This is a genomic window from Streptomyces sp. NBC_01390, from assembly GCF_045040105.1.
In the GTDB taxonomy this organism is placed as follows: Bacteria; Actinomycetota; Actinomycetes; order Streptomycetales; family Streptomycetaceae; genus Streptomyces.
On sequence record NZ_CP109551.1, the window covers coordinates 1297855 to 1315589 of the forward strand.

Genomic DNA, 17735 nt, shown 5'->3' on the forward strand with positions numbered 1-17735 from the left:
ATGTCTGCGCTCAATCGTGTCCCGTCGCTGATGACCCGGGCCGGTACGGCCTCGGCTCTCACCCTCGCCGCCGTGGGCGGCAGCCTGGTGATCCCCGGTGTCGCGACCAACGCCGCCGCGGCGGTCGCACCGTCGACGAAGGCACTTCAGATCGCGGCTTCGAAGAAGGGCTCCGCGTACAAGTACGGCGCCGCGGGACCGAAGAGGTTCGACTGCTCCGGTCTGACGCAGTATTCGTACAAGAAGGCGGGCAAGTCCCTGCCACGTACGGCGGCGGCCCAGTACAACAAGACCAAGCACATCTCCGCCAAGAGCCGCAGGGGCGGGGACCTGGTCTTCTTCCACTCGGGCTCGAACGTCTACCACGTGGGCATCTACGCCGGGAAGGGAAAGATCTGGCACTCCCCGAAGACTGGGGATGTCGTGAAGCTCCAGAAGATCTGGACGAAGAGCGTCTGGTACGGCCGGGTCAGCTGACCTCCCCGGGGTGGGCCGGCGGCCAGGAGCCGCCGGCCCGCCCCGGGCCCCGTTCACAGCGACAGCGACGCCTCCAGCGGGAACAGCGCGCCGAAGCCCGTCGGCGCGGCGTCACGGCTCCTGCTGTCCGACCGCGGTCACCGGAGGCCTGGCCGGGACCGTCCACGGGAGTTCGATCGACACCGTCTTGCCGCCCTCCCGAGTGGGGCGGACCCGCAGTTTGCCGCCCGACTCGGCGGTCAGCCAGCGGATGATGACCATCCCGCGCCCGTTGTCCTGCTGCACGGCGGCGGGCAGCCGTTTGGGGAAACGCGGGTGGCTGTCGGTCACCCCGATGCGCAGGTTTTCGTCACGATCGAGGGCGATGTCCACCGTGAAGGTGGGTGACAACCCGAAGGTGTGCTGTACGGCATTCGTGGCGAGTTCCGAGATGATCAGGCGGATGCTGTCGGCGGCTTCGGAGTCACCCGGCAGGCCCCATTCCGCCAGCACGTTGGCGACATACGCGCGGGCGGCGGAGACCGAGGCGGGATCGCTCGGCAGAGTGACGGATGCTTCCAGGTGGTCTGCCATGGCGACGTCGTCCCTTTCCCACAGGACCGGGGCCCGACACGGAGCGGCTGATTCGAGTACGGTCCCGGACTGGTGCTTCGCGCCAGACTGCCATTCCGGCGCCGGTCACGGGGTGCGATCCACCAAGATATGCATATATCTGTCGCTCGAAGCGGTGAACTCTGCGACCCCAGAACGTATTCGGGCGGCTCATCAGGAGTAAGGGGTGGCCCATGCAGTACGGTCCCGCGGTGCGCCGCCGAAAGCTGGGTGCCGAACTGCGCGCGCTGCGTGCCAGGGCCGGGCTCACAAGCGGTCAGGCGGCCCGTCTGGTGGGCTGGCACCAGTCGAAGGTGAGCCGGATCGAGACAGGTGCGAGCGGCGTGAAACCGGCGGACGTCCGGTTACTTCTGGACGCGTACGCCGTTCCCGAGGGCGAGTCGCGTGAGCTGCTGCTCGTACTGGCGGGGACCGAGGACGGCGACCGGCACAACTGGTGGCATGCCTACCGTGGCGTACTGCCGCCCGCCTACCGGGATTTCATCAGCCTGGAGTCGCAGGCAGGCACCATGCGCACGCTGGAGACCTCGGTGGTGCCGGGGTTGCTGCAGACCCGGGAGTACGCCCGTGCGGTGACCCGGGCCGCGGTGGACGGCCTGGAAGAGAAGCGGCTCGACGCGCTGGTCGAGGTGCGGCTGGCCCGGCAGGACGTGCTGCGTTCGGACCGGCCGCTGGAGCTGAGCGCGGTCCTCGACGAGGCGGTGCTGCGCCGCGAGGTGGGCGGACCCGAGGTGATGACACGTCAGCTGGCGTGGCTTTTGGAAGCGGCCCAACTGCCTCAAGTGCGGCTGCAGATCCTGCCGTTCACCGCAGGGGCGTATATCGGTATTACCGGGCCTTTCGTTATCTTCTCCTTTCCGAGCACTTCTGACTTGGATGTGGTTGTTCTCGACCAGATGATGAGTAGCCTCTACCTCGAACGGAAAGAAGACCTCCGGGCCTACAGCGAGGCCTTCAACACCCTTCAGATCCACGCCCTTTCGCCCGAGGACTCGTTGGATTTCATCGCCGGTCTGCATTACGGCGTGTGAGGAGGCACCATGACCGCACTGCCTCGGAACGTACCGTCCGTCGTCGAACCGCCCGGTGTGCGATGGCTGCGCAGCAGCTACAGCACCGGCGCGAACAACTGTGTGGAGACGGCCCGTCCGGACACCGATGTCCCGGCCGGACCGCTCGCCGTACGCGACTCCAAGAACGCCACCGGGCCCGTCCTGCTCTTCTCCCCCGAGAGCTGGCAGGGATTCCTCACCGCGTTCCGGTGATCGCCCTACGACACACGGCCGCGGTCCGCCGACTCATGGTCGCGTGTCACTGATCAACGGCACTGTGGATCTCCGCGTCTACGGTCGGTTCTCGCCGATCACCTGTACCGCCCGCGCGATCTGTTCCTCGGCCAGGTCCGCGCGGGCGGTCAGCCGCAGCCGGGACACCCCGTCGGGCACGGACGGCGGGCGGAAGCAGCCCACGCCCACTCCGGCGGCCCGGCAGTCGGCCGCCCACCGCACGGCCCCCTCCGGGGACGGTGCGCGCACGGATACCACGGCCGCGTCCGGCCGGACCGCCGACAGCCCCTCCGCCGTCAGCCGGGTGTGCAGCTCACGCGCCACCGCACGCGCCCGGGCGGCCCGTTCGGGCTCGCGGCGCAGCAGGGTGAGGGCCGCGAGGGCCGCGCCCGCCGCGGCGGGCGCGAGACCGGTGTCGAAGATGAACGTCCGGGCCGCGTTGACGAGGTGTTCGATCACCCGGGCGGGCCCCAGCACCGCACCCCCCTGGCTGCCGAGCGACTTGGACAGCGTGACCGTCACGACGACGTCCGGCGCGCCCGCCAGTCCGGCCGCGAAGGCCGACCCCTGCCCGCCCTCGCCCAGGACTCCCAGCCCGTGGGCGTCGTCGACGACCATTCCCGCACCGAACTCCCGGCAGGCGGCGGCGAGTTCGGCCAGCGGTGCGGCGTCCCCGTCGACCGAGAAGACCGTGTCGGACACGGCGACGGCCGGCCCGGTGTGGGTGCCGAGTGCCTTGCGGAAGGCGTCCGGGTCGGCGTGCCCGACGACCTGGGTCGTCCCCCGGGCGAGGCGGCAGCCGTCGATCAGCGAGGCGTGATTGCCCGCGTCCGAGACGACGAGGGAGCCGTGCGGTGCGAGCGCGGTGACAGCGGCGAGGTTGGCCGCGTAGCCGGAGGAGAAGACCAGGGCGGCCTCGAAGCCGCAGAATTCGGCCAGTTCGCGTTCGAGTTCCGCGTGCAGTTCGGTACTGCCCGTGACGAGCCGCGAGCCGGTGGCCCCGCCGCCCCAGCGCCGGGCGGCCCGGGCCGCGCCCTCGGTGACCTCGGGGTGGCGGGCCAGGCCCAGATAGTCGTTGCTCGCGAGGTCGAGGAGCGGGGAGTCGGCGGGGCGGGGCCGCAGGGTCCGTACGAGCCCGGCGCGGCGGCGCGCCTCGGCCTGCTCGTCGATCCAGCCGAACGCCATGAGTCCTCCGGGCAGCTACGTGTTTGTAGGCAGTGGACAGACCCTAGCCGGACCCTCTGACACCCAGGATGTGGCAATACCCACAGCCGGTTTTATCAAGCAAGGAAAAAGACCAGGTCAGAGGCCGTATGACACCCGATGCCGAAGATCGTCTCTCACGGCCGCGTCCAGGGAAGCAGCTTGTCGAGCACGTCACGAGCCGCCACGAGGGTCTTGGGGTTCCTCTTGATGTACTGATTTGATCGGGTGATGTCGGGCTGTTTGCCGGACAGCGCGCAGGCGGAGTCGGTAGCCCTGGTTGGGTGAGATATCCGCAGGGCGGTGGCTTGACCGATGGCGAGAGGACCGCGCGGGAGCGGGTCCGGCTCAAGGCTGTGGCTGGCTTCGAGGGCGGGGACAAGAATCGGGGGATCGCTGTCGTTTTGCGGGTCTCGGAGCGGCCGGTGGAATGTTGGCGGCGTCAGTGGCGCGAGGAGGGCCGGGCCGGGGTGCGGCGAAGGGATCGCCTGGCCGGCCTCGGCTGTCGGACGTGCAGATAGCCCGGCTGGAGCGGCAGTTGGAGCGTGGCCCGCTGGCCCATGGGTGGGCCGACCTGCGGTGGACGCCGGCCCGAGTGAAGATGCTGATCGGCCGTCTGTTCCATGTCGCGTACATCTCCAGGGCCCCGGCATCCCGGGCGGCCCGCCACTCCTTGACATGCGAGTGGTAGAGCCGTTCCCGACGCAGGACCTCACCCTTCTCGTTCCTGGGCGCGGCGTCGTACTCGGCGACGATCCGAAGCTTGTACTCCGAGGTGAAAGTGCGACGCTCGGCCTCGGCGCCGGGTCGGACCCGACGGGCTCAGTGCTGGGTATGGGGGACGGTTGTCCTGTCGTGCCCTCTCAGGCTGAGACCGCAGAACGGGGCGTCTCATCCAAGGCCGGCAGAGAGGGCGCGCCTCGGAAGTCGTGCAGGGATCTCCGACTGGGGGAAGACACCGGCCAACGGAGACAACGCATAGGGGGATGCACATGCCAGGGGCGACGCCAACGGCGTCACCGGCATGCCGAACCCGATGACCAACCGGCCCACCTGGCTGAGTCGAGCGACCTCCCGACAGCACAGGCACGGCCACCGCTCTGCCAGCGCAAGGCTCCTCGGCACGACCCTGGCGGGGGTTCGTCGCGGACTCGCCCTCGCGCCTCCGGAAGGCCGTCATCCTGTGCTGCCCGACCTCTCAGCGGTCCCATCCTGGGCCGCCGCCTGCCTCGTCGCCCTAGCAACCGTCACCACCGCGCTCGTCACGCCGGCGCGCACTCTCCTCCGCGCCCTGCCCCAGACCGCCCCGGCGCGGTTGGAGTGGTGGCGTGAGCTACTCCGCCAACGCCTCACGGTTCGCGAACTCAAGGACGCCCTGCCCCCGGGTGGTGCAACGCAAGCTGCGGCGGACACGGCCGGTGCACACCGGGCGGGTGCAGATCGTGCCACGAAGCGGCGGCTTCGCAAGACCCGCGCGAAGGCTGCCGCACTCGGCAGGTCCCGGGGCGGCCTGAGCAGCAAGGTCCATGCCGCGGTCGACTCGGCCGGGCTGCCCCTGGCCTTCGTCCTGACACCTGGCCAGGCGGCAGACTGCCGCAGTTCAAGGCTGTGATGGAGAAGATCAGGGTCCGGGGCCGGCCGGCCGCCCGCGGACCACCCCGGACGCGGTCGCCGCCGGCAAGGCCTACTCCTCCAAGGGCAACCGGGCATACCTGCGCAAGCGTGGCATCAAGGCCGTCATCCCGGAGAAGAGGGACCAGGCCGCTCACCGCTCAAAGAAAGGCAGCAAGGGCGGGCGGCCCGTCAGCCACGACACCGAGCTCTACAAGGAAAGGAACACCATCGAACGCTGGTTCCAGAAGATCAAGACCTGGCGCGGGGTGGCAACCCGCTACGACAAGACCCCAGAGAGCTTCGCGGCCGGACTCCACCTCCGAGGCTCAATCATGTGGCTGAAGCACCTCACCCCAACCACATGATCCGAACCCCGAACAGCTCCTAGTCGGCGCGGGCGGCTTCCAGGCCGACTCAGCACTCGCCAAGACCTGCGGCGACCTCGGCGGCCTGCTCTATGCCGACGGCATCCACGACTCGCTGCTGCGATCCGTCGGCCGCACCCTCACCACCAACCCCGTCACCGGGACCGCCCTCCCGCGCCCGCGGACATCCCCGCCGGAGGTGCCCACGCACGCGACCGGGCCGGGCCGGTTCAGGCGACCCTACACGCGGCCGACAACGTGCTCGAAGTCCTCACGGTCGCGGACCACTCAGCCCGCAGACGACGACGCGCTGCCCAATGGATCCAGTGCTCACACAACCAGGCGGGCGCGCCACCCCCGTCAGAGAGCGGTGATGGCGTCCCGGCCGAGCAGCAGGGGCACGGTCCGACAACGGAAGTCGAGTGCTTCCGGCGGCGAACGTGCCCACCTGCTGGCGCTACGGCACCGAATCTCACCGACCCGGCAGGTCCCGTCAGGCGTTGAAGCGGTACGACCCCGTCGGCGCCCGGTACACCTTGTAGGCGGCACCGCCGCAGGTCTCGTCACGGATGTAGGCCACACCTCGGGGGGCAATCACAGGCTTGTCCTGGGTGGGCACCCAGATCTCCGCGTCGGTGTTGTACGGAACCCTCACCGCGAGCTCGATCCTCCCGTCCGTACGCCGCCGCCACTCCGAGGAGACCGTGCCGCGCACCGTGTCGATCGAGGCGCTGACGTGGTCGAGGGTCGCGGGTGACAGGTCGGTGTCGTCGATGCTCTTCGGGACTTGGCTGTTGACCGCGACCGAGGGGACGTACGGGCGAATCCGCAGCGTTTCGTAGCCGGTTGAGGTCGGCTTGATGCCGGCCAGGCTCTGGTAGAACCAGGTCGCCACGTTGGAGCGGTAGTGGTGGTCGACCGAGAGGCGGTCGGTCCACTGTTCCCACAGGGAGGTGGCGCCCTTGGCGATCTGGTAGACGTAGCCGGGCACGCCGGTCCGGGTGACGGCCTTCAGCGCGATGTCCGTGTAGCCGTATTCGCTGAGGATGTTGAACTCGTAGCGCGAGCCGTACATGTCGTTCTGGATGTGCTGGTCCGCGGCCGTGATGCGGTCGGCGACCAGGTTCGCGAGGGCCTTCTTGTTCTGCGCGAGCGTCTTGGTGCCGGCCAGGTAGCGGGGGTCGTCGCGGTCCAGGTCCGAGCCGGGCACCAGGTCGAAGGCGATGGCGAGCGTGTTCTCGCTGGAGATGCTGCCTTGCGTGAACCGACCCGAGGAGGCGTCCCAGTAGTTGGCAATGAAGGCCTTGCGCAGGGTACGCGCCAACTGGACGTAGTGGACAGCCCGTTCGGTACGGCCCAGCCTGCGGCCCACCTCGTCCATGTAGTCGCAGAAGTGGATGTAGAAGGCGAGGCTGATGACAGCATTGCTGCCGGGGGCCTCGGCACCGGAGTAGGCGCCGAGCGAGGCCTCGAACTTGTAGTCGTTCTCGGCGGTGAACAGCGTCTCGTAGTACTTCAGCAGCGTGTCCTGGTGGTCGTACAGCTCGGCGAAGAGGCTGCTGTTGCCGTAGTACGTGTACAGCTCCCTGGGGATGACGAAGTACGCCGAGTCCCAGGCCGGGACCGCCTTCCATGTGGCGTTCCAGCCGGGGGTGCGGTCGTAGCCGTATCCGCCCTTGGCGATCGGGACGAACATGGGCAGCTGGCCTGTGGAGATCTGAGTGTCCGGGAAGTGGCGCAGGTAGTTGGTGAGAACCGCGTTGACGTCCCAGGTGAGGGATTCGGACTCGGAGCTGGCCATGGCGTCGCCGGTCCAGCCGTTCTTCTCGCGGGACGGGGTGTCGGTGGGCTTCTGCACGAGGTTGTTCTGTTCGGCCCACTCCAGGTTGCGCTGGAGGCGGTTGAGGAGGGCGTTGTCAGTGGTGAAGGTGCCGGTGCGGGCGAAGCCGGAGCGGGCGACGCCGACGGTCAGGGCGTCCGCGTCCCGGGTGAGGTCGGGGGTCCGGCCGAGAACGGCCTCGAGGTTCATGACCTCCAGGTAGCGGAAGCCGAAGTGGCTGAACTGCTGTTCCCAGGTCTGCGTCGACCGGCGGCCCAACGTGTAGTAGTGCGTTTGGAGATTGGCGTCGTGCTGGAAGTTCTCCTCCTCCACGGAAAACGGGGAGGCAGCCGTGCCGTCGCCGCCGCTGACGCGGTTGCCACCCCGGATACGGAGGGTGAGGCCCGCCTTGTCCGACCGGACGCCGGTGAGGGACAGCCGGACGAGGCCGGTCATGATCTGGCCGTAGTCCAGGACCCAGATGCCCGAACCGGGTGCCGTCTCGGTGAGCGATACCGGACGCAGGGTCTGGTTGACCAGCACCGGTTCCGCCTCGTGGGCGCGTACGGCCGCCGGTCGGAAGCCGTCGGGGATCGTCGTGGCGGGGAGTGCGCCGTGGGACTTGGGGAACGGTCCGGAGCAACTGCCCGGCGGGATCAGCACGGTGGCCGGACGCCAGTCGCGGCTGGTGCGGTGGCCGGCCGAGCGCCAGTCCCCCAAGTCGTCGGCGCGGCGGGCGTCGTACTTCTCGCCGGAGTAGACCGAGTCGAAGGTCGTGGGCCCGTCCGCGGTGAGCCAGTCCTGGTCAGTGACGAGGGTGGTGGCGGAGCCGTCGGTGTACGTCACGACGAGCTTCGCGCGCAGGCGGGGCGCGCCGCTGTAGGGGGCGATCTGCCAGTACCACTCCTGAGGGGTCGTCACCCCGTACCAGCCACGGCCGAGTTCGGCAGCCACGACGTTCTCGCGGCCGTCCCGGACCAGTGCGGTGACGTCAAAGGTGTCGTACAGGACGGTGCGGTCGTAGGTGCTCTGGTCGGTCAGAAGGCGGGGCACATTGGTGTGGTCGCGGTTCGCCCGCTTGCCGTCGACGGTGATGGGGTCGTTGTTGACCGTGAAGGTGACGTTGCCCGCAGCGCTCAGGTGCAGGCGGGCCTTGAAGACGCGGCGGCCCCTGGGCAGGGTGAAGGCGCGGCGCAGGAGGGGGGCCGGGTTGGCGATGGGAAGAATCGCGTTCTTGGCGGGGATGAAGGGGTTCTTCGGCGGGAAGGTCAGGCCGGAGAGCGTGCCGATACCGGCCTCGAACGGATTGGCGCCGGTCGTGAGGTCGACGGCGAAGTCGGGGGCGCCGGTGCCGGCCACCTTGACGTTGCGGATGGTGGCGCTGGTGCCCGCGGCGAAGCCGAAACTTCCGTGGCGGCGGATCTGGTCTCCGGTGAGAGCGCGGCTGTCGACCTCGACGCCGTTGACCGTGGTGGTGACGGTGAGGCCCACGGCCTCGACCTGGACGGTGTGGTCGCGGGTGGCCCAGGTGTCCTTGGTCAGGCCGGTCGAGGCGGGGAGGGCGACCGCCGCGACGGGGAGGGTGCGGGTGCCCGCGACGGTGGGGTTGGTCTCGCTCTGGGGGTCGTAGTGGTTCACACCCCAGTCAGGCTCGGAGGTGCCGTCGTCGATCCAGGTGTTGCCGGCGTAGTGGCGGGTCGTCATGACCAGCTGCATGTCGTCGCCGCTCTGCTTGACGGTCCAGTTCAGGCCCTCGGACCAGGTCTTGCCGATGGGTTCGGCGCGCAACAGCAAGGACAGGCCGACGGTGGGGTCTGCGCCGCCGCGGAAGACGACCGTCGCGGTGAGGTCCCGCCAGTCGTGGTCCTGTGGCTGGCGCCCGCCGATCCACTGCGCACCCGACCAGTCCTTCTCGCCCTTCAGCAGCCCGGTCTCCCACCTCGCGGACTCACTCCACCGGCCGGGAGTGCGCTTCTCGTCCCAGGTCCGAACCCGCCAGAAGTACGCCTGCTCCGAAGTCAGAGCCGCCCCGCCGTAGGCGACTCCGGTACTGCTGGAGCTCGCCACCTTGCCACTCCGCCAGACGTCCGCGCGGCCTGGGCCGGTGCCGACCTGGATCTCGTAGGCGCTCTGCCTGGCGACCGGGGGCACCCAACTGAAGGTCGGCTCGGTCTCGGTGCCCAGCGGCTCGGTGCGGGAATTGACCTGCAGCCCAGCCGGTGCGGCAACCTGTCCGCTCACCGCCCGGGCATGCGAAGCGGCGGCGAGCGGGAGGGAGGCTCCGGCCGCCGCCGCGGTCATGATGCCGACCATGTGCCGGCGGCTCAGGGCACTTCTGTTGTCCTCGTCCACGGATCGTTCCTTTCGTGAGCAGAAGGTATTGAAACGTTTCAATACCTTCCAAGTGGAAAGCTTACGAACGGCGCGGGCGAAGCACAACGGTTCGGGTCAGTCCGGTTTTGAGAGTCACGTCCTGTGCGAGGTCGTGCGCGCTGACCCGGTGAAGGCCAGGCAGCGCTTTCGTCTGTCGTCGCGAGCGGCCCTGGCTTCTGCCGCCTTCGGTGGCGCACCGCTGACCCGGGCGCTTCAACCGGGTCGCGGCGCCTCGATGTTCGCTGGATGAACAGTGGTGTTGTACGGGCGGAGCGGCCTTCGGATACTCGCGTCTGACTGCTTGCCGTGGGTCGGCAGGCGACCGTTTCGAGGGGACGCCGACGTGATCATCCAGGACGAAACCCAGCTCACCGCGGCGGTGCTTGCCGAGACGGAGCGGGCCGGCGACCCTCGTGTCAAGGAGATAACCCAGGCTCTGGTGCGCCATCTGCACGAGTTCACCCGCGAAGTACGGTTGAGCGAAAGAGAGTTCGACACCGCCCTCACAATCGTGACCCGGCTGGGCCAGCTCACCACGGCCAGCCACAACGAGGTCAGGCTGATGGCGGGCTCGCTGGGCCTGTCGACGCTGGTGTCCCTGATGAACAACGGCGAATCGATCGTCCGCTCGCCCACCGAGGGACCGCCACTGTTCTTCACCGGCCGGATCGTCGACACCGAGGGAAACGCGGTCGCCGGCGCGGAGGTCGACATCTGGCACGCATCACCGGCCGGCCTGTATGAAAACCAGGACCCCGAGCAGGCCGAGTGGAATCTGCGTGGCAAGTTCTTCAGCGACGAGGAAGGTGTGTTCGCTTTCCGCAGCATCAGGCCTTCCGACCGGCACATCTCCACGCGCTGATTCATAAACCGGGTTACAAGACGATCGCATCCCAGCTCTACAGCCACGACGACCCCATTCTGGAAACCGACGCGCAGTTCGGCGTCGTACAGAATCTCGTCGGCATCTACACGCGCCACGAGAACGAGTCGGCACCGGACCCGGACGTGACCGAGGCCTGGTACAGCCTCGAGTTCACCTTCGTCGTCGAGCCGGGTGAGGCCTGGCTGCCGACGCCGCCCGTGTCGGCCAAGCAGGAACCGACGCCGGACAGCGCCTGACGTGACCGTGCCATCACCCGACGGGGTGGTGCATGCCCTGCTCCACCCGAACGCCGCGCGACAACAGTCCGCACCTCCCGAGAGGAAACCGGTGATCACCGAAGCCGAACGTCGCTCAGCCGCGGCTGCCCTCATGCAGGCCGACCGTGATCGCCGGCCGATCACCCAGCTCAGCCTGACCTATCCCGATCTCGAGATCGAGGACGCCTACGCCATCCAGCAACTCTGGGCGGCGGAGCGTGTGGCGGCCGGCGCCACACTCGTCGGGCACAAGATCGGGCTGACGTCCCGCGCCATGCAGATGGCCTCGTCCTCGGACGCGATCGTCGGCAACGCGCCCGTCAAGGACGGCGGCATCGCAGGTGGCCTCCAGGCCACCTCGCTCCAGGTCGGCGGCGCGCTCGGCACCTCGGTGCTCGTCTCCCTCATCAGCAGCCGCGTCGGCTCCACGCTCACGGACTCACTGACCGACGCCGGCGTGCCCCACTCGGCGGCCGCTCGCTTCGAGGAGGCGAAGGACGCGGTCGCGATGGGCGTCGCCCCGGTCTCCGATGCGATGCCCGCACAGCTCAGGGCGGCCGTGATGGAGGGCAGTCACACCGCCTTCATGAACGGCGTCCACACCGCCGACCTGGTCACCGGCGTCCTCGCCCTCGTGGGCGCCGCCCTGGCGGCGTTCGGCCTCCGCGGCCGGGAGGACGGGAACCACGAGACCAACGAGCACGACACGAAGGTCCCGGCCACGGCCGCCGTCCGGTCCTCCACCGACGGCCCGGTCAGCGGGCACACCGACCTGGACGGTGGCGAGTACACGATCACGGCGGCCGGCTACCCGCGGAAGGCCACCCACCTGACCGTTCGCGGCTCGGGTGTGGAAAGCCACGACATCGAGATCTCCCACCCGGGCGAGTGACACTCACCGGGCCGGACACGCCCGACTGTTCTGGATGTGTCCGGCCCGGCGGTGAAGAACCCTGGACCCGACCCCGGCGAGGACCGGTACCCGGGTGCCTGGGACACCGTGGGAGACGGGACGGTCTCTCAGGACCAGTACAGGCGAAGCGGCAGGGACTGCAGATGCCTCACGGTGACTTCACGCTGGTAAGCGAGCCGCTCCGGTGGGACCGCCAACTCGAAGCGTTGCACCGTGTCCAACAGCACCTCCACAGCGATGCGCACTTCAAGGCGGGCGAGGGCGTGCCCCAGGCACGTGTGCGCTCCCCGGCCGAACGCGAGGTGCGCGTGCGGCGAGACACGGTCGAGGTCCAGCTCGTCGGGCCGTTCGACCAGCTTCGCGTCACGGTTGCCGGCTCCGAAACTCACCAAGAGGCGAGCGCCGGCCGGAACCGGACAGCCGCCGATCTCGGTGTCACGGGTCGTGGTCCGGAACAGTCCCTGAACCGGCGACTCCAGACGCAGCGACTCCTCGACGAACGTGGCGAGCCGCGACGGGTCCTGCCGCAACAGGTCGGCCAGGCGCGCATCCTCTGCCAGCAGCCTGGTGCTGCTGCTGATGGCATCGGCGGTCGTCACGTTACCGGCGAACAGCAACTCGATGACAAACCGTGTGGCGTCCTCCGCGCCGAGACCGGCGGCAGCGATCGTATGCAGGATGGTGGTCTCCTGGTCGACACCGGCCGCAGCCTCCAACGCCGGGGACAGGAGCGCACCGAACTCCTCGCAGGCCAACCTGAAGCCGACCGGGTCGGGTGAACCGACGAGGGAGGAAAGCACCTCCTCCGAGAGCCGCCGCATCGTAGCGGTGTCCGCTTCCGCGATGCCCAACACCGTGGCGATGGCGGCGATGGGCAGCTTGACGGCGAAGTCGGTCACGAAGTCGACTTCCTCCCGCCCGCGCAAGCCCTCGATCAGCTCCGCGCACACGGTCCGGATCTGCGGCTCGAAGCGGGCGATCCGTCCGGACGTGAACGCCCTGGCCGCCAGCCGCCTGCGCCGACTGTGCTCCGGAGCATCCGTGGTGAGCAGATAGAACGCGGCCCCTGTTGGCTCACTCCCCGGCTCGACCGGCGTGAGTCCGAGCGCGTCGCGCGAAGAGAAAGTCTCGACATCACGCAGCACCGTGTCGACGTCCTCGGCCCGAGTGACCATGAAGGCGTCGGTCTCCGAGACGAAGGGCACGCCTCGCTCTCGCAATTGGGAGTACAGCGGGTAGGGGCAGTACGCGGTCTCGGGCTCGTCCTGAATATTCCTGCCATGGCTGGACATGGGTTGCTCCCTGTTGTCCGTTCAGCGGCTCACTGACATGGGGAAGACCTGACCGGCCATCTTGCATGGACTCTGCTCTGCCGACAGAACAGCACCGTTGATCGAACAACACCCTGCCACCTGATGGGAGCTGCCGGGTTGGAGAGGTTCGGTGTCAGACCGTGCCCCGGCACGGATGCCCAACTCCTGTGTATCGCTGAGCCGTTACCGCTCGGGACGCCCGGCTCCCCCTCACTCGGCAGGGCGCTGTGCCTGCCCTTCAGGCGCCGCCGACAATGCCTGGACCGCCTGGGCGACATCCGTACGGAGGTCGTCGAGGCTGTGGTCGGGGCCCAGCACCATGCGCCGCAGCTGCGGCATGGCGATGCTCCAGCCGGTCAGCGCAAGAGTGAAGAACACGCGGGCGCGGGCGTCGCCGGCCCTGCCACCCGAGGCCGCGGCGTCGATCTTGTCCTGGTAGTGGGCGGTACGGTCCTCCTCCGCGGGGACCGGCCCCTCGCCGATCTCCAGGGCCTCCCACATGACGAGCCGCAGGGCCTCGGGGTGGGCGCGGTGGTAGTCGAAGAGACGCTCGGCGTAGGCGGGGAGGTCCTCGCTGGGGGGTACGGCGTCGGCGAGGTCGGCCAACGCATGTTCAAGGACCACGGCGAAGAGCTTGTTCTTGTCGCCGAAGTAGTCGTAGATGGCACGCTTGTTGGCCTTTGCCTCGGCAGCGATACGGTCCACTCGCGCACCGGCGACGCCGTGCGCGGCGAACTCCGCGGTCGCCGCCGCAAGGATGCGTTCCCTGGTCGCTGTGGAGTCGTATGCCATGCATCCCAGGGTAACGAACTGGTTCGTTTGACGAATCAGAGGTGGCCGTGTCACGGTCGAAATTCGAACCATCCAGTTCGTTCGATAGGAGGCTATGTGATGTCCCAGAACGATGCGCCCCGTCCCGAGTCGCCGGGCATGGGGCGCAGGCTTCCGCTCCTCATGGCGCTGGCCTGCGGTGTCAGCGTCGCGAACGTCTATTTTCCGCAGGCCCTGACCCCAATGATCGCCGACGGCCTCGACATCGCTCCGGCCACGGCGGCGGTCGTGGCGACGGTGACCCAGCTCGGCTACGCGGCCGGGCTCTTCCTGCTGGTTCCGCTCGGCGACCGCCTGCCGCGCCGTCCGCTGATCACCGGACTGCTCATCGTGACCTGCCTCGCCCTGCTGGCCGCCGGTCTCGCCCCGGCCTCCGGTCCGCTGCTCGCGGCCGCCGGCGTGGTGGGCATGGCGACCGTGGTCCCGCAGCTCCTGCTCCCCATGGCCGCGGGGCTGGTCGAGCCGGACCGGCGCGGCAGCGTGATCGGCACCCTGCAGGCCGGACTGATCGGCGGCATCCTGCTGGCCCGCACCTTCGGTGGCGTCCTGGGCGAGCACCTGGGCTGGCGCGCGCCGTACCTGATCGCCGCCGCTCTGACCGCGCTGCTCGCCGTGCTCCTCGGTCCCGCCCTGCCCAGCGCCGCCCCCGCCGTACGGGATCGTTACCCGACACTGCTGGCCGACGCCCTGCGCCCGCTCCGCGACGAGCGACAGCTTCGGCGTTCCGTGTTCTTCCAGGTCACCGTCTTCGGCGGGTTCAGCGCCGCCTGGACGGCGCTGGCTCTGTTGATCACCGGCCCCCGGTACGACATGGGAACCCAGACCGTGGGCCTGCTGGCTCTGATCGGCGCGGGCAGCATGTTCTGCGCGCCGGCGGCCGGCCGCTGGGTCGACCGGCTCGGCGCCGACCGGGTGAACCTGTGGTGCATCCTGGCCGCCCTCGCCGCGGCGGCGGTACTCACCACGGGCCTGCTGGGCGGAGCGCCGGGGCTCGTGGGGCTGGCCGTCGGGCTGCTCCTGCTCGATGTGGCGGTGCAGTGCGGCCAGGTCGCCAACCAGGCCCGCATCTTCGCCCTCCGGCCCGAGGCTCGCAGCCGTCTCAACACCGGCTACATGACCTGCGCGTTCCTCGGCGGCAGCGCCGGTTCATGGCTCGGCACCCGCGCCTACACCGCATTGGGCTGGGGCGCCATATGCGCGCTGATCGCTGTCACCGGGATCGCCGCGCTCGCCGCGTACGCCGCCGGCCGCCCCGACCGCCAGAGCGACCGGCTCCAGTCGGTTGCCTCCGCCCGCTGAGCACCGGCGTGGTCAGCGCCTGATGCACCTGGGCCGACCGTAGGCACACGGCGGCCCCGTGGGCGAGGGACCGACTGCAACTGCCGCAGGCGCAAGGACAGTTACCAGGCGCCAACCCCGGCCGGTGTGCTGGCGTTCGACCGAGAACGCCAACTCGTCCGGCGGGCGGACTCGAACCTCTGCGGATGCCCCCGCCGTCAGTCGGGCCTCTTGGACCACGCCGCCTCGACCGCGTCGGCGAGGGCTTCTCCCTTGGCGAAGCCGTAGTACGCGGCGAACTGCAGCACGAGCTCGTCCATCTCCTCCTTGGTGATGTCGCCGGAGTGGAGCGCGGCGGTGACGTGCGACTGCAGTGGGACGGGCGAGTCGTCGAGGGCGACGCAGGCGACGGTGATGATCCGGCGTTCGCGACGGGTCAGTCCGGGGCGCTGCCAGACGTGCCCGAAGACAAAACCGAGGATGCCGGCTTGCCGGTACGGCGAGTTCGTGGGCGGTGCGGGGAGGAGGTTGACGTCGGTGAACTCCTCGGCGCCCCGCTCGAGTCGCTCGTCCCAGGTGCCGGGACCGAGCGTGTCGTTGCCCAACTGGGGCCAGGGTGGCGTCTGTTCGCCGCGTTCACGATGGATGCGGTCCCACTGTCGGGCGACGGCGCCCTCCAGGTGGGAGGCCTTGGGCCAGCCGCAGTACACCGCGAAGTGCAGGACGAACTCCAGCATGGGTTCCAGGGCGATGTCTCCGGTCGCGAGTGCCGCGTGGACGTGGTCCTCGATGGGCTGGGGCGCGTCGGCGGCAGCTACACAGGTCAGAGTGGTCCAGCGGCGGTCACGACGGCTCAGGCCGGGGCGCGACCAGACCTCGCCGTACAGGAAGTCCCGTGAGGCACGGCCGAACGGCGTTTGAGCCGTAGGCGGTTGGCGGTCGGGGAGCGCGTCGGTCAGGGTCCGCACTTGCGGGCTGTCGTTCATCTCGGCCTCCAGGGGCGGGATTTCGGGCAGGTCTCACGCACGGATGAAGACGTTCTTGGTCTGGAGGAACTCGTACAGGCCCTCCTTGCCGCCTTCTCGTCCGTAGCCGCTCTGCTTGTAGCCGCCGAAGGGGGCACCCGGAGGTTGGCCCGAGGCGCCGTTGACGAGGACGGTGCCCGACTGGAGCTGCGGGACGATGCGTTGGACGCGGGAGACGTCGCGGGTGTGCAGGGCGGTGCCGAGGCCGTAGGGGGTGGAGTTGGCCAGCTCGACCGCCTCGTCCTCGGTCTCGAAGGGGATCAGGGAGAGCACCGGGCCGAAGACCTCGTCTCGCCCGACCTCGCTGTACGGATCGACGTCCGCGAGGACGGTCGGGTCGATGAAGTAACCGTCACGGTTGTCCGGGGGCAGCGTCGAGGGGTCGGTCGCGTGGCCGCCGACGACGACGCGGCTGTCCTTCGCGGCGCGTGCGACCATGCCGAGGATGCGTTCGTGTGCTGCCTTGCCGATGACCGGGCCGAGGGCCGTCGCCTGGTCGAAGGGGTCTCCGACGCGCAGCGCGGCGGCCGCCCGGCCGGTGGCGGCGGCCACTCGGTCGTACGCCTCGCGGTGCACCAGCATGCGGGTGGTGAGGTTGCAGCCCTGGCCGGAGAGGGTGAAGCAGGAGCGGACGGTCTCGGTGACGGCCTCGTCGAGGTCGGCGTCGGCGAAGACGATGTTGGCCGTCTTGCCGCCGAGTTCGAGCAGGACCGGCTTGAGGGTGTGGCGGGCCGCGTCGAGGATCTTCTTCGCGGTCGGAATGCCGCCGGTGAAGGAGATCTTCGCGACGTCGGGGTGGCGGACCAGCCGGTCGCCTGCTTCCGGGCCGCCGGGCAGGACGTGCAGCACGCCCGGGGGCAGCCCGGCCTCCAGGGCGATCTCCGCGAACCGGGCCACGGTGAAGGGGGCCAGGTCGGGAGCCTTGACCACGACACAGTTGCCGGCCGCGAGCGCGGGGGCGACCTTCATGCCGACCGACATGATCGGACCGTTCCAGGTCAGGATGATCCCGACGACGCCGTACGGCTCGGGCACGGTGTAGTCCAGCCCGGGCACCGTGCGGGGGCTGGGCGGGATGGTGGCGCCCTCCAGTTTGTCCGCCCAGCCCGCGTAGTAGCCGAACCAGCCCGCGCTCAGCTGGGCCAGGGCCGCAGATGTGCGTATGGGCACGCCGAGTTCGAGGGTGTTGAGGCGGCCCAGCTCGGGGACGCGCTCCAGCATCAGCTCCTCCACGCGCTGGAGGATGCGGCGGCGTCGGTCCGGGGACATCGCCCGCCACTCGGGGAAGGCCTGCTTGGACGCCGCGACGGCCGCGTCGACCTCCTGCGGCCCGGCGAGCAGGACGGTGCCGTTCGTGCGGGCGGTCGCTGGGTTGACGTGGTCCTGCGGGCCGGCGGAGGTGCTGTCGAGCCAGGTGCCGTCCACGAGGGGGCCGGTGGTGCCGAGGTCATGGGACAGGGACGTGGTCATGTCGGTGCCGCCT

The 17735-nt window shown here is 69.4% G+C and carries 14 protein-coding genes and 3 pseudogenes; 10 read left to right on the top strand and 7 right to left on the bottom strand.

Features of this window, described 5'->3' with window-relative positions; all coding sequences use genetic code 11:
- Window positions 1-477 (top strand): C40 family peptidase, encoded by a 477-nt coding sequence (locus tag OG241_RS05525; RefSeq protein WP_405814004.1) that lies wholly within the window; start codon window positions 1-3, stop codon window positions 475-477.
- A gap of 111 nt (window positions 478-588) precedes the next feature.
- On the opposite strand, the gene OG241_RS05530 is transcribed toward OG241_RS05525, so the two are convergent.
- Window positions 589-1050: an ATP-binding protein gene (locus tag OG241_RS05530; RefSeq protein WP_405814005.1), complete on the bottom strand. Its 462-nt coding sequence runs from the start codon at window positions 1048-1050 to the stop codon at window positions 589-591.
- A gap of 212 nt (window positions 1051-1262) precedes the next feature.
- On the opposite strand from OG241_RS05530, the gene OG241_RS05535 reads away from it, so the two are divergent.
- Entirely contained in the window at window positions 1263-2120 is an 858-nt protein-coding gene (locus OG241_RS05535) for a helix-turn-helix domain-containing protein (RefSeq protein WP_405814007.1), read from the top strand.
- 9 nt (window positions 2121-2129) lie between these two features.
- Window positions 2130-2354: a DUF397 domain-containing protein gene (locus OG241_RS05540; RefSeq protein ID WP_006380654.1), complete on the top strand. Its 225-nt coding sequence runs from the start codon at window positions 2130-2132 to the stop codon at window positions 2352-2354.
- Window positions 2355-2432: 78 nt separating this feature from the next.
- Here the strand turns inward: OG241_RS05540 and OG241_RS05545 are convergent, their stop codons facing one another.
- Window positions 2433-3560: an 8-amino-7-oxononanoate synthase gene (locus OG241_RS05545; RefSeq protein WP_405814009.1), complete on the bottom strand. Its 1128-nt coding sequence runs from the start codon at window positions 3558-3560 to the stop codon at window positions 2433-2435.
- Between the two features lie 374 nt (window positions 3561-3934).
- Between OG241_RS05545 and OG241_RS05550 the strand changes: the two genes are divergently transcribed.
- From OG241_RS05550 to OG241_RS05565, 4 genes and pseudogenes are all read left to right on the top strand, one after another.
- Window positions 3935-4099 (top strand): hypothetical protein, encoded by a 165-nt coding sequence (locus tag OG241_RS05550; RefSeq protein ID WP_405826065.1) that lies wholly within the window; start codon window positions 3935-3937, stop codon window positions 4097-4099.
- Window positions 4090-4269 (top strand): hypothetical protein, encoded by a 180-nt coding sequence (locus tag OG241_RS05555; RefSeq protein WP_405826885.1) that lies wholly within the window; start codon window positions 4090-4092, stop codon window positions 4267-4269. The genes OG241_RS05550 and OG241_RS05555 overlap by 10 nt, the downstream gene beginning before the upstream one ends.
- A 789-nt stretch (window positions 4270-5058) precedes the next feature.
- A pseudogene (locus tag OG241_RS05560) lies at window positions 5059-5172 on the top strand (IS5/IS1182 family transposase); the annotation flags it as partial.
- Between the two features lie 118 nt (window positions 5173-5290).
- Complete coding sequence (locus OG241_RS05565; protein WP_405826067.1) at window positions 5291-5557, top strand: transposase; 267 nt, start codon at window positions 5291-5293, stop codon at window positions 5555-5557.
- A gap of 493 nt (window positions 5558-6050) precedes the next feature.
- Here OG241_RS05565 and OG241_RS05570 read toward each other — a convergent pair whose 3' ends face one another.
- Complete coding sequence (locus OG241_RS05570; RefSeq protein WP_405814010.1) at window positions 6051-9728, bottom strand: family 78 glycoside hydrolase catalytic domain; 3678 nt, start codon at window positions 9726-9728, stop codon at window positions 6051-6053.
- Window positions 9729-10188: 460 nt separating this feature from the next.
- Between OG241_RS05570 and OG241_RS05575 the strand changes: the two are divergent.
- Window positions 10189-10703 (top strand): annotated as a pseudogene (locus tag OG241_RS05575) (dioxygenase); the annotation flags it as partial.
- 463 nt (window positions 10704-11166) lie between these two features.
- Window positions 11167-11559: pseudogene (locus tag OG241_RS05580) on the top strand (MFS transporter); the annotation flags it as partial.
- 353 nt (window positions 11560-11912) lie between these two features.
- Here the strand turns inward: OG241_RS05580 and OG241_RS05585 are convergent.
- A complete protein-coding gene (locus tag OG241_RS05585) occupies window positions 11913-13097 on the bottom strand; it encodes a cytochrome P450 (protein ID WP_405814011.1) in 1185 nt (394 codons plus the stop codon).
- Window positions 13098-13328: 231 nt separating this feature from the next.
- Entirely contained in the window at window positions 13329-13910 is a 582-nt protein-coding gene (locus OG241_RS05590; protein WP_405814012.1) for a TetR family transcriptional regulator, read from the bottom strand.
- A gap of 99 nt (window positions 13911-14009) precedes the next feature.
- Here OG241_RS05590 and OG241_RS05595 point away from each other — a divergent pair, with 99 nt between their 5' ends.
- On the top strand, window positions 14010-15248 hold the full coding sequence (locus OG241_RS05595; protein WP_405814013.1) for an MFS transporter: 1239 nt from the start codon (window positions 14010-14012) through the stop codon (window positions 15246-15248).
- Between the two features lie 197 nt (window positions 15249-15445).
- On the opposite strand, the gene OG241_RS05600 is transcribed toward OG241_RS05595, so the two are convergent.
- On the bottom strand, window positions 15446-16213 hold the full coding sequence (locus tag OG241_RS05600; protein ID WP_405814014.1) for a carboxymuconolactone decarboxylase family protein: 768 nt from the start codon (window positions 16211-16213) through the stop codon (window positions 15446-15448).
- Between the two features lie 33 nt (window positions 16214-16246).
- Complete coding sequence (locus tag OG241_RS05605; RefSeq protein WP_405814015.1) at window positions 16247-17722, bottom strand: aldehyde dehydrogenase family protein; 1476 nt, start codon at window positions 17720-17722, stop codon at window positions 16247-16249.
- Window positions 17723-17735 lie beyond the last annotated feature (13 nt).

Excerpts from the sequence above, each read along its gene's own strand:
- OG241_RS05525 (WP_405814004.1), top strand. The coding sequence starts at position 1 with ATGTCTGCGCTCAATCGTGTCCCGTCGCTGATGACCCGGGCCGGTACG.
- OG241_RS05530 (WP_405814005.1), bottom strand. The coding sequence starts at position 1,050 with ATGGCAGACCACCTGGAAGCATCCGTCACTCTGCCGAGCGATCCCGCC.
- OG241_RS05535 (WP_405814007.1), top strand. The coding sequence starts at position 1,263 with ATGCAGTACGGTCCCGCGGTGCGCCGCCGAAAGCTGGGTGCCGAACTG.
- OG241_RS05540 (WP_006380654.1), top strand. The coding sequence starts at position 2,130 with ATGACCGCACTGCCTCGGAACGTACCGTCCGTCGTCGAACCGCCCGGT.
- OG241_RS05545 (WP_405814009.1), bottom strand. The coding sequence starts at position 3,560 with ATGGCGTTCGGCTGGATCGACGAGCAGGCCGAGGCGCGCCGCCGCGCC.
- OG241_RS05585 (WP_405814011.1), bottom strand. The coding sequence starts at position 13,097 with ATGTCCAGCCATGGCAGGAATATTCAGGACGAGCCCGAGACCGCGTAC.
- OG241_RS05590 (WP_405814012.1), bottom strand. The coding sequence starts at position 13,910 with ATGGCATACGACTCCACAGCGACCAGGGAACGCATCCTTGCGGCGGCG.
- OG241_RS05595 (WP_405814013.1), top strand. The coding sequence starts at position 14,010 with ATGTCCCAGAACGATGCGCCCCGTCCCGAGTCGCCGGGCATGGGGCGC.
- OG241_RS05600 (WP_405814014.1), bottom strand. The coding sequence starts at position 16,213 with ATGAACGACAGCCCGCAAGTGCGGACCCTGACCGACGCGCTCCCCGAC.
- OG241_RS05605 (WP_405814015.1), bottom strand. The coding sequence starts at position 17,722 with ATGACCACGTCCCTGTCCCATGACCTCGGCACCACCGGCCCCCTCGTG.